We start from the raw sequence: 10,403 nt of genomic DNA, 5'->3' as shown, positions 1-10,403 counted from the left end.
CATCGACCCAGATCTGGTCGCCCGCGCAGGCGAGCCAGTAGCCGCCCGAGGCCGCCACATCCTCGACGAAGGCGTGGACCGGCACGCCCTTTTCCACCGAGAGGCGGCGGATGCGGGCGGCGATCAGGCTGGACTGCACCGGCGAGCCGCCGGGGGAGTTGATGACGATGGCCACAGCGGCAGGTTTGCCGCGCGAAAAGGCCCGCTCGATCAGCGGGGCCAGCGCCGGATCGGACAACCCGCCCCGCGCGCTGGCGGCGATGGTGCCCTGCAGGCGGAGGACCGAGACCACCGGCGGCTTCTTGATGAACGGGATATACTGTTTCATGGCTCCGATGTAGAGCCTGCCCGTCCCTGGAACAAGGCGCTCGCCGGGGGTCTTCGCACTTCTTGCCGCTCGGGTGAATTGCTGCGAAACCGGGGGGATGATCGACAAGCTGGAAATGTTCATCGCCCTGGCGCGCGAGCGGCACTTCGGCCATGCCGCCGAGGCCTGCGGCGTGACGCAACCCACGCTGTCCTCGGCGATCCGGCAGCTGGAGGATCAGCTGGGGGTGCAACTGGTGTTCCGCGGCTCGCGCTTTCAGGAGCTGACGCCGGAGGGGCTGCGGGTGCTGGACTGGGCGCGGCGCATCGTCGGCGATGCGCGCGCGCTGAAGGACGAGATGCGGGCGGTTCGCTCGGGCCTGTCGGGCAATCTGCGGCTGGGCGTCATCCCGACCGCGCTGCCGATCGTCGCGGATCTGACGGCGCCCTTCACCGAGCGGCATCCGAACGTGCGGGTGCGGGTGCTGTCGCGCACCTCGGCGGAGATATTGGCCGGGATCGAGAGCCTCGAGTTCGATGCAGGGATCACCTATCTCGACAACGAGCCGCTGGGGCGGGTGTCGCAGGTGCCGCTCTATGCCGAGTATTACCGGCTGGTCTGCCGTCCCGGCACGCCGTTGTCGGAGCGCGACAGCCTGACATGGGCCGAGGTGGCGACGCTGCCGCTGTGCCTTCTGACCGAGGACATGCAGAACCGCCGGATCGTCAACCAGCATCTGGCGGAGTCGGGAGTGCGCGCCAGCCCGTCGGTGGAGTCGAACTCCACCATCTCGCTGATCTCGCATGTGATGACCGGGCGCTGGGCCTCGGTGCTGCCGAAGAAGCTGGCCGACATGTTCGTGGCGGATGGGCTGCGGGCGATCCCCATCGTGGCGCCGGAGGTGCGGCATCTGGTGGGGCTGATCGCGGCGCATCGCGAGCCGCATACACCGATCCTCGCGGCGCTGCTGGAGGCGGCGCGGCGGTCGGCGGAGGTGGAGCGATAGGGAAAGCCTATCGTTTGACGGCATATCCATATTGAAATCTCTATCGTCGCGCGTAAAAAGGTCGCAGCCAACCGGGGAGGAGAGCCGCATGCGCGTGGAAACAGGCGAGGTGACCGCACGTCTGCAGGATATTCTTGCCGCGCATGAGGGGCTGGAGGGGCCGCTGCTGCCGATCCTTCATGCCGTGCAGGAAAGCTTCGGCTATGTGCCGCAGGACGCGCTGCCGCTGATCGCGGCGAACCTGAACCTCAGCCGGGCCGAGGTTCACGGGGTGATGAGCTTCTACCACGATTTCCGCGAACAGCCGCAGGGGCGGCATGTGCTGAAGCTGTGCCGGGCCGAGGCCTGCCAGTCGATGGGCGGTGACGCTTTGGCGGAACGGGTGAAGCACCGTTTGGGGATCGACTGGCACCAGACGACGCCCGACGGCGCGGTGACGCTGGAGCCGGTCTTCTGCCTCGGGCTCTGCGCCTGCGCCCCGGCGGCGCTGGTCGATGGCCGCGTGGTGGGCCGGGTGGACGAGACGCGGCTCGAGGCGCTGCTGACGGAGGTGCGGGCATGAGGATCTATGTTCCGGGCGATGCGGCGGCCAAGGCACTGGGCGCCGACGAGGTGGCCGAGGCGATTCGCGCCGAGGCCGACAAGCGCGGCGTGGCGATCGAGGTGATCCGCAACGGCTCGCGCGGGATGGTCTGGCTGGAGCCTCTGGTGGAGGTGCAGACCGGGATCGGCCGCGTGGCCTTCGGCATGGTGCAGGCGGCGGATGTCGCCTCGCTGTTCGAGGCGGGCTGGGGCGAGCACAAGCTGGCGCTGGGGCTGACCGAAGACCTGCCCTGGATGAAGATGCAGACCCGGCTGACCTTCGCGCGCTGCGGGGTGATCGACCCGCTGTGCCTCGAGGATTACGAGGCGCATGGCGGCTTTGTCGGCCTGCACAAGGCGATCGCCATGGCGCCGGAGGCGATCGTGCAGGAGGTGCTCGACTCGGGCCTGCGCGGGCGCGGCGGGGCGGGCTTTCCCACCGGCATCAAGTGGAAGACCGTGGCGGGGGCGGCGGCCAGCCAGAAATACATCGTCTGCAACGCCGACGAGGGCGATTCCGGCACCTTCGCCGACCGGATGATCATGGAGGGCGACCCCTTCACGCTGATCGAGGGCATGACCATCGCCGGGCTCGCCGTGGGGGCGACGCGCGGCTATGTCTACATGCGCTCGGAGTATCCCGATGCCATCCGGGTGATGGAGCAGGCGGTGCTGATCGCGCGGGATCACGGGCTCCTGGGGCCGTCGGTGATGGGCTCGGGCCGGGCCTTCGACATGGAGATCCGGACCGGCGCGGGGGCCTATGTCTGCGGCGAGGAGACCTCTCTCTTGAATTCGCTGGAAGGCAAGCGCGGTGTGGTGCGGGCGAAGCCGCCGCTGCCGGCGCTGGAGGGCTTCCTCGGCAAGCCGACAGTGGTGAACAACGTGATCTCGCTGGCCTCGGTGCCGGTGATTTTCGAGAAGGGCGCTGCCTATTACAAGGACTTCGGTCTGGGCCGCTCGCGCGGCACGATCCCGTTGCAGATCGCCGGCAACGTGAAGCACGGCGGGCTGTTCGAGGTGGCCTTCGGCATGACGCTGGGCGATATCGTCGATAATCTCGCGGGCGGCACGGCGACCGGACGGCCGGTGAAGGCGGTGCAGGTCGGCGGGCCGCTGGGTGCCTATTTCCCCCGCGCGCTGTTCAATACCCAGTTCTGCTACGAGGAATTCGCCGGGGCCGAGGGGCTGGTGGGCCATGCCGGGCTGGTGGTCTTCGACGATACGGTGGACATGCTGAAACAGGCGCGCTTCGCCATGGAGTTCTGCGCCATCGAATCCTGCGGCAAATGCACCCCCTGCCGGATCGGCGCGGTGCGCGGGATGGAGACGGTGGACCGGATCGCGCGCGGCGACGCCGCGGCCATCCCGCTGTTGACCGATCTCTGCGCCACGATGAAGGCCGGCTCGCTCTGCGCGCTGGGCGGCTTCACCCCCTATCCGGTGATGTCGGCGCTGACCCATTTTCCCGACGATTTCGCTCCCCTCAAGGAGGCTGCCGAATGAAAGATTTCATCATCCCCGACCGCGATTTCGGCACGCCGGAGTCGAAGTCGAAGGTCATGGTCACGCTGAACGTCGATGGATTCGACGTGACGGTGCCCGAGGGCACCTCTGTCATGCGGGCGGCGGCGGAGGCGGGCATCACGGTGCCGAAGCTCTGCGCCAGCGACAACATGGCGGCCTTCGGGTCGTGCCGGCTCTGCCTGGTGGAGATCGAGGGGCGCAACGGCACGCCCGCCTCCTGCACCACGCCGGTGGCGCCGGGGATGAAGGTCCATACCCAGACCGGCCAGCTGAAGCAGCTGCGGCGCGGGGTGATGGAGCTCTACATCTCCGACCACCCGCTGGATTGCCTGACCTGCTCGGCCAATGGCGACTGCGAGTTGCAGGACATGGCCGGGGCCGTGGGCCTGCGCGACGTGCGCTACGAGGCAGTGGAAAACCATTTCACCCCGAAGAACACCGCGGGCGAGCTGAACCGGCAGTGGATGCCGAAGGACGATTCCAACCCCTATTTCACCTATGACCCGGCGAAATGCATCGTCTGCTCGCGCTGCGTGCGGGCCTGCGAAGAGGTTCAGGGCACCTTCGCGCTGACCATCGAGGGCCGCGGCTTCGACAGCCGGGTCTCGGCGGGCGCGGCCTCCGACAGCTTCCTCACCTCCGATTGCGTCTCTTGCGGCGCCTGCGTGCAGGCCTGCCCGACGGCGACGCTGCAGGAGAAATCGGTGATCGACATCGGCACGCCGGAGCGGTCGGTCATCACCACCTGCGCCTATTGCGGCGTGGGCTGCAGCTTCAAGGCCGAGATGCGCGGCGACGAGCTGGTGCGGATGGTGCCCTACAAGCACGGCAAGGCCAACCGCGGCCACAGCTGCGTGAAAGGCCGTTTCGCCTATGGCTATGCCAGCCACAAGGACCGCATCCTGAACCCGATGATCCGCGAGACTATCAATGATCCGTGGCAGGAAGTGACCTGGGAAGAAGCGCTGGGATTTGCCGCGCGGCGGATGAAGGACATCCAGGCGAAGCACGGGCGGCAGTCGGTCGGGGTCATCACCTCGTCGCGCTGCACCAATGAAGAGACCTATCTGGTGCAGAAGCTGACCCGCGCGGTCTTCATGAACAACAACACCGACACCTGCGCCCGGGTCTGCCACTCGCCCACCGGCTATGGTCTGGGCCAGACGTTCGGCACTTCGGCGGGAACGCAGGACTTCGACTCGGTGGAACAGACCGATGTGGTGGTGGTGATCGGGGCCAACCCGACCGACGGCCACCCGGTCTTCGCCAGCCGGCTGAAGAAGCGGCTGCGGCAGGGGGCGAAGCTCATCGTCATCGACCCGCGGCGGATCGACCTGGTGAAGAGCCCGCATATCGAAGCGGCACATCATCTGGCGCTGAAGCCGGGGACCAACGTCGCGGTAGTGACCTCGATCGCGCATGTGATCGTCACCGAGGGACTGGCGGATGAGAGTTTCATCCGCGAGCGCTGCGACTGGGACGAGTTCCAGGATTACGCCGAATTCGTCGCCGACCCGCGCCATGCGCCGGAAGCGACCGAGCTCTTGACCGGCGTGCCGGCGGCGGAGCTGCGCGCGGCGGCGCGGCTGTTCGCCAAGGGCGGCAACGGGGCGATCTATTACGGGCTGGGCGTGACCGAGCATTCGCAGGGATCGACGACCGTCATCGGCATCGCCAACCTCGCCATGCTGACCGGCAACATCGGCCGGCCGGGCGTCGGGGTGAACCCGCTGCGCGGGCAGAACAACGTGCAGGGCTCCTGCGACATGGGCTCCTTCCCGCATGAGCTGCCGGGCTATCGCCATGTGAAAAACGATTCCGCCCGCGAGGTGTTCGAGAAGCTCTGGGGCGTGACGCTGGATCACGAGCCCGGGCTGCGCATCCCGAACATGCTGGATGCGGCGGTGGAGGGCACCTTCAAGGGGCTCTACTGCCAGGGCGAGGACATCCTGCAATCCGACCCCGACACCAAGCATGTCGCGGCGGGGCTGGCGGCGATGGACTGCGTCATCGTGCATGACCTCTTCCTGAACGAGACCGCCAACTACGCCCATGTCTTCCTGCCGGGTTCGTCCTTCCTCGAGAAGGACGGCACCTTCACGAACGCCGAGCGCCGCATCAACCGCGTCCGCAAGGTGATGGCCCCGAAAAACGGTTTCGGCGACTGGGAGGTGACGCAGATGCTGGCCAATGCCATGGGCGCGGGCTGGACCTACACCCATCCGAGCCAGATCATGGACGAGATCGCGGCCACCACCCCGTCCTTCGCCGGCGTCAGCTACGAGAAGCTGGAGACCGAAGGCTCGGTGCAATGGCCCTGCAACGAGGCGCATCCGCTGGGCACGCCCTTGATGCATGTCGACGGGTTCATGCGCGGCAAGGGCAAGTTCATCCGCACCGAATATGTGGCGACGGACGAGAAGACCGGGCCGCGCTTCCCGCTGCTGCTGACCACCGGGCGCATCCTCAGCCAGTACAACGTCGGCGCGCAGACGCGGCGGACGGCGAACACCGTCTGGCACGAGGAGGATGTGCTGGAGATCCACCCGCATGATGCCGAGGTGCGCGGGGTGAAGGACCGCGACTGGGTGCGGCTGGCCTCGCGGTCGGGCGATACCTCGCTGCGGGCGAAACTGACCGACCGGGTGTCGCCGGGCGTGGTCTATACCACCTTCCACCACCCCTCGACGCAGGCCAATGTCATCACCACCGATTTCTCGGACTGGGCGACCAACTGCCCGGAATACAAGGTGACGGCGGTGCAGGTCTCGCCCTCGAACGGGCCGTCGGACTGGCAGGAGGATTACGCGTCGCAGGCCACCCTCGCCCGCCGCATCCTGCCCGCCGCCGAGTGATGGAAACGCGCCGGAGCCTTCCCCGCCTCGCCTTGACCGCGGGGCGGGCCGATCCGGGCCAGCGGATGCTGCCGGAGGAGGTGGCGGTGGCGCTGAGCTACAATGGCTCGACGCAGGCGGTGATGATGGCCAGCCCCGAGGCGCTGGAGGATTTCGCCTATGGTTTCTCGCTGACCGAGGGCCTCGCTACGGCGGCGGAGATCGACAGCGTCGAGGCGGTGGAGACGGAGCGCGGCATCGACCTGCAGATCTGGCTGAAGCCCGAGGCCGGGGCACGGCTGATGGCGCGGCGGCGGACGATGGCGGGGCCGGTGGGCTGCGGGCTCTGCGGCATCGACAGTCTGGAGGAGGCGCTGCGCGAGGCGCCTGCGGTCCCGACCTCGGCGCTGCGCGTGTCGCTGGACGATGTCGGCGCGGCGATCTCGGCGCTGACGGCGCATCAGCCGCTGCACGACGTGACCCGCGCGGTGCATGCCGCGGGGTTCTGGACGCCGGAGGCCGGCATCGTCGCCGCGCGCGAGGATGTCGGGCGGCACAATGCGCTGGACAAGCTGGCGGGAGCCCTGCTGCGCGGCGGGGTCGATGCCTCGCGCGGCGCGGTGCTGCTGACCAGCCGGGTGTCGATCGACATGGTGCAGAAATGCGCGCGGATCGGCGCGCCGGTGCTGATCGCGGTCTCGGCGCCCACGGCCCATGCGGTGCGGATGGCCGAGGCGGCGGGGATCACCCTGATCGGTCTCGCACGACCGGACCGCTGCGAGGTCTTCACCCATTCCCATCGCATCACCGTTGACGAGGCCGAAGATGTCGCCTGACAAGCTGATCTACATGGCGAACCAGATCGCCACCTTCTTTGAATCGAAGCCGCATGACGAGGGCGTGCGCGGCATCGCCGATCACATCAGCGACTTCTGGGAGCCGCGGATGCGGCGGCAGTTCTTCCAGCTGGTCGAGGCGGGGGCGGCGGGATTCAAGCCGCTGGTGCTGGAAGCCGCGCCGCAGATCCGGCGGCCTGCCGAGGCCTAGCCGATCACCACCGTCAGAAGATGGCCGCCGGTCCGGGTATAGCGGCCCTCCAGCCGGCTGCCCTCGGCGAAGGGATCGATGCTGTCGCGGAAGATCGCGGTGAATCGGTCGGGCGGGTCGATGCGGATCTGCATGACCTCGAAGCCGAATAGCGTCCGGGTCACCGGATACTGCGCCTTGTAGGCGGCTTCCTTGGCGCTGAAGGCGAGCAGCGGGTCGGGGCAATCCCGCTCCTCCGGACGCAGCACCAGGCTGTGCATCTCCGGCGGCAGCGGCGCGTCGGGCTCGATGTCGAGGCCCAGCAGCTGCGGGGCCCGGGTCAGCGCGGCGAGGCAGGCGGTCGCGCTGTGGGTGATCGAGCCGGAGAGGCCCGGGGGCCAGAGCGGCGAGCGGTCGGGGGCGGCGGGAACGGCCTGCGGCGCAAGTCCGAGCTCCGCCATGCAGAGCCGGACAGCCGCCCGGCCGGCGGAGAACTCCCGCTGGCGCCGGGCGATGCCGCGCACCGCTTCGCCGGGCAGGAGCGGCGGTTGCGGATCGCGCGGATCGCAGGCGGCGACGGCGACCCCGGCGGGAAGGAATTCACGGGCGGCGGCGAGCAAGGCTGCAAGATCGTTGGTCATCACGCTGCCCTCACGCCTTCCGCCTGTCGTGTCGGAGCGAAGAACGGCCGAGGCGCGACAAACGGATGTGTTTTCCGCGTGACATGATGGGGATGCCCGCCCGCGGGTCAATGCCGTAGCAACAGGAACAACACCGCGCGGCCGCTCGATCAGCGACCGTCAGCGCGCCTGCTGTCCTGCCCCGTCGTGAACCGGAGGGCTGCGCTGCTCGGTCCGGATCAGGGCGAAGACGATGAACAGCACTGCCCCGATCGTGCCGGCAACCGAATAGGCGAGCAGGACGACGGGGAAGGAATGGCCCTGAAGCAGGGCCCAGATGGCGAGGCTGAACCCGGACAGGATGCCGGCAAACGCGATTCCAAAAGCCACAGACAACCTCCTCCTCGGGCCGCCGCATCACCTGGGCTGAGCGATGCGCGGCGGGTTCAACAACGTTACACCATTCATCCACAAATCCTTTAACTTCGGGTAAAGACCGGGTCGGGATCGTGGCAAAATACCGATTCAAGAAGATTTCCGCCGAACCCGTTTCCCCGGACGCCGGAAAATCGGCAACTCAAGCAGTATTCAGCCTGAAATTGCGGCGCCTGCTGCCGATTCGCGCGTCAGGACAGGAAACAGCATGACAGAAGGCGCAGCGATGGACAGCATGCGCAACGTCGCATCGGGGCCCCCCACTGGCGCCCGGCTGAAGCCGCAATCCGGCAGCGGGCGAGTCCCAACCCACTGGCATTGCTTGATTTTTGTGAGCCCGGCCGTCCATACGCCAATCCGCACCGCGTCACGGGTCAGTTCCTGCGCGAATCGGTCGCGCGTCGCCGCCTGACCGCCCGGGCGGAGGTCTTATGGACAAGGGCGACGCCAGGCGCCGCACCCCGCGCCGGTCACCCGGTAAAGGCGTAGCCCACCCCATGCACGGTGCGGATGAAGGGCGTGCTCCGGGTCCGCGCCGGGATCTTGCGCCGCAGCCGGCTGATGATGCCGTCCACCACCCGGTCGTAGCTCTCCCAATGCCCGCCCTTCACCGCGTTCATGATCTGGTCGCGGCTCAGCACCTCGCCGCGCCGCGAGATCAGCGCCGCGAGGAGCTCGAATTCCGAGCTGGTCAGGGCGATCTCGGCCCCGTCCGGACCCCAGAGCTGGCGGGAGGGCAGGCTGAAGCGGTAGCCGTCGAATTCGTGGTCCGCCTGCTGGCCGGCACGCGCGGCGGTCGGGCGGCCGGCGGTGCGACGGTAGACGGCGTTCACCCGCGCCGCCAGTTCGCGCTCGCGCAGCGGCTTGCCGATCGAGTCGTCCGCGCCGCTTTCCAGCCCGGCCACATCCTCGGCGTCGCGGCCGCGGCCGGTCAGGGTGATGATGCCGCGGTCACTGGAGCGGCGCAGCTCGCGCACCAGGGCGAAGCCGTTGCCGTCGGGCAGCGAGACGTCGATCAGGTAGATGTCGGCCTCGTGCTGGGTGTCGAGCTTGCGGAACTGCGCGAGGCTGCGGGCTGTCACCACCTGATAGCCTTCGCTGCCGAGGGTTTGCTGGACCACCGCGAGAACCGCGGATTCGTCCTCCAGAACCAGAATACAGGGGGTCACATGTCACTCCACCCAGGTGTTCGGGATTATCAGCTCGACAACCATAACGTGTCGTATCTTCATGCAAAAGAGCCCATCCCCGCACCTGCCGGAACCGGGCTCCGGGGTCAGCCCCGATCCGCCGGATCCTCGACCGGCGCGTCGCGGGTCGGGCGCTCGGGAGGCTGGCCGCCTTCGCTCTCGACATTGAAGATGTTGCGCAGCGCGAGACCGTCGCGATGCAGATGGCGGAGCGCCCGCAACCGGCCGCTGCGCGCCCGTTGCAGCAATGTCTCGTCAACCAGAAGGTCGATCTTGCCCATGATTCGCCCTTTCTCAGCTGGTGCATCACACGTGATGGTAGCATTTTTCAGCGTAACAACCACGCGCAGTTGTGCGGAATTGTATCAGATGGCAAAATTTAGCGTCCCGCGTCAATCCGGGGTTGAGTGCCGCTACGTCACCTCAACCTCATGAAAAAGCAGGCTTCGCGCAACTGTGTCTCATTTGCACTGGTTCCCGGAAATTCTCATGGTTAGCAGGTCCACGAGAAATTTCCGCATATTCGGCACAATTCCGCCTAATAGAAAGAGGGGTGAGCATCGACGGCGAATCAACCGCAAGGCGAAGGGGCTGCCATTCCCCGATGCCGGTCTGATCCGAGGCGATGCGACAACTTTCGTTGTGGGGAGACGGGCCATGAGCAGCTATTCCGACCAGATGTTCCAGAAAAAAGCCTCCTTCCGTCTGGCCTGGCCGTTCTTCCTGAAACCGGCGGCGCCGGCCCCGCAGAAGCCGGCTCCGCTCACCCTGACCAAGGAAGAACTGCGCCAGCTGTTCTCGGCCGATCTCGCCACCGCCGCGCTCGGCATCGGCCGCGTCACCCGCGAAGGTTGAGCAGGCGGCGCGGGCCCTGCC

General features: G+C 67.5%; 12 protein-coding genes. 7 read left to right on the top strand and 5 right to left on the bottom strand.

The window, feature by feature from the left end:
* A partial coding sequence (locus C5F48_RS01675; protein WP_181247664.1) for a S49 family peptidase occupies positions 1-328 on the bottom strand: 328 nt, incomplete at its 3' end.
* Between the two features lie 97 nt (positions 329-425).
* Here C5F48_RS01675 and C5F48_RS01670 point away from each other — a divergent pair.
* From C5F48_RS01670 to C5F48_RS01645, 6 genes are all read left to right on the top strand, one after another.
* Complete coding sequence (locus C5F48_RS01670) at positions 426-1,313, top strand: LysR family transcriptional regulator (RefSeq protein ID WP_107662168.1); 888 nt, start codon at positions 426-428, stop codon at positions 1,311-1,313.
* A gap of 88 nt (positions 1,314-1,401) precedes the next feature.
* Positions 1,402-1,875: a formate dehydrogenase subunit gamma gene (locus C5F48_RS01665; protein WP_107662167.1), complete on the top strand. Its 474-nt coding sequence runs from the start codon at positions 1,402-1,404 to the stop codon at positions 1,873-1,875.
* The gene (locus C5F48_RS01660; protein WP_107662166.1) at positions 1,872-3,401 is read left to right on the top strand and encodes a formate dehydrogenase beta subunit; all 1,530 of its coding nucleotides are present in this window, start codon (positions 1,872-1,874) and stop codon (positions 3,399-3,401) included. Before C5F48_RS01665 ends, C5F48_RS01660 begins: the two co-directional genes overlap by 4 nt.
* A complete protein-coding gene (fdhF, locus tag C5F48_RS01655; RefSeq protein ID WP_107662165.1) occupies positions 3,398-6,277 on the top strand; it encodes a formate dehydrogenase subunit alpha in 2,880 nt (959 codons plus the stop codon). The genes C5F48_RS01660 and fdhF overlap by 4 nt, the downstream gene beginning before the upstream one ends.
* Positions 6,274-7,092, top strand: a complete 819-nt coding sequence (gene fdhD, locus C5F48_RS01650) for a formate dehydrogenase accessory sulfurtransferase FdhD (protein ID WP_107662164.1) — start codon at positions 6,274-6,276, stop codon at positions 7,090-7,092. The genes fdhF and fdhD overlap by 4 nt, the downstream gene beginning before the upstream one ends.
* Positions 7,082-7,303, top strand: coding sequence for a formate dehydrogenase subunit delta (locus C5F48_RS01645; RefSeq protein ID WP_107662163.1), 222 nt, complete (start codon positions 7,082-7,084; stop codon positions 7,301-7,303). The genes fdhD and C5F48_RS01645 overlap by 11 nt, the downstream gene beginning before the upstream one ends.
* Here the strand turns inward: C5F48_RS01645 and C5F48_RS01640 are convergent.
* From C5F48_RS01640 to C5F48_RS01625, 4 genes are all read right to left on the bottom strand, one after another.
* Positions 7,300-7,923, bottom strand: a complete 624-nt coding sequence (locus C5F48_RS01640; protein ID WP_107662162.1) for a 4'-phosphopantetheinyl transferase family protein — start codon at positions 7,921-7,923, stop codon at positions 7,300-7,302. The two genes, C5F48_RS01645 and C5F48_RS01640, sit on opposite strands and share 4 nt — an antisense overlap.
* A 159-nt stretch (positions 7,924-8,082) precedes the next feature.
* Positions 8,083-8,292, bottom strand: coding sequence for a hypothetical protein (locus tag C5F48_RS01635; protein WP_107662161.1), 210 nt, complete (start codon positions 8,290-8,292; stop codon positions 8,083-8,085).
* 515 nt (positions 8,293-8,807) lie between these two features.
* A complete protein-coding gene (locus C5F48_RS01630; RefSeq protein WP_107662160.1) occupies positions 8,808-9,506 on the bottom strand; it encodes a response regulator transcription factor in 699 nt (232 codons plus the stop codon).
* 107 nt (positions 9,507-9,613) lie between these two features.
* Entirely contained in the window at positions 9,614-9,808 is a 195-nt protein-coding gene (locus tag C5F48_RS01625; protein ID WP_107662159.1) for a hypothetical protein, read from the bottom strand.
* A 376-nt stretch (positions 9,809-10,184) separates the two neighbouring features.
* On the opposite strand from C5F48_RS01625, the gene C5F48_RS01620 reads away from it, so the two are divergent.
* On the top strand, positions 10,185-10,382 hold the full coding sequence (locus C5F48_RS01620; protein ID WP_107662158.1) for a hypothetical protein: 198 nt from the start codon (positions 10,185-10,187) through the stop codon (positions 10,380-10,382).
* The last annotated feature ends 21 nt before the right edge of the window (positions 10,383-10,403 follow it).

This window comes from Cereibacter changlensis JA139 (assembly GCF_003034985.1).
In the GTDB taxonomy this organism is placed as follows: domain Bacteria; phylum Pseudomonadota; class Alphaproteobacteria; order Rhodobacterales; family Rhodobacteraceae; genus Cereibacter; species Cereibacter changlensis.
Note: the sequence above shows the minus strand (reverse complement) of the source record. Positions and strands in the feature narration are given on the sequence as shown.

Bases quoted from the DNA above. Each gene is read 5' to 3' on its own strand.
- C5F48_RS01665 (WP_107662167.1), top strand. From the start codon at position 1,402: ATGCGCGTGGAAACAGGCGAGGTGACCGCACGTCTGCAGGATATTCTT.
- C5F48_RS01625 (WP_107662159.1), bottom strand. From the start codon at position 9,808: ATGGGCAAGATCGACCTTCTGGTTGACGAGACATTGCTGCAACGGGCG.
- C5F48_RS01670 (WP_107662168.1), top strand. From the start codon at position 426: ATGATCGACAAGCTGGAAATGTTCATCGCCCTGGCGCGCGAGCGGCAC.
- C5F48_RS01660 (WP_107662166.1), top strand. From the start codon at position 1,872: ATGAGGATCTATGTTCCGGGCGATGCGGCGGCCAAGGCACTGGGCGCC.
- C5F48_RS01645 (WP_107662163.1), top strand. From the start codon at position 7,082: ATGTCGCCTGACAAGCTGATCTACATGGCGAACCAGATCGCCACCTTC.
- fdhF (WP_107662165.1), top strand. From the start codon at position 3,398: ATGAAAGATTTCATCATCCCCGACCGCGATTTCGGCACGCCGGAGTCG.
- C5F48_RS01640 (WP_107662162.1), bottom strand. From the start codon at position 7,923: ATGACCAACGATCTTGCAGCCTTGCTCGCCGCCGCCCGTGAATTCCTT.
- C5F48_RS01620 (WP_107662158.1), top strand. From the start codon at position 10,185: ATGAGCAGCTATTCCGACCAGATGTTCCAGAAAAAAGCCTCCTTCCGT.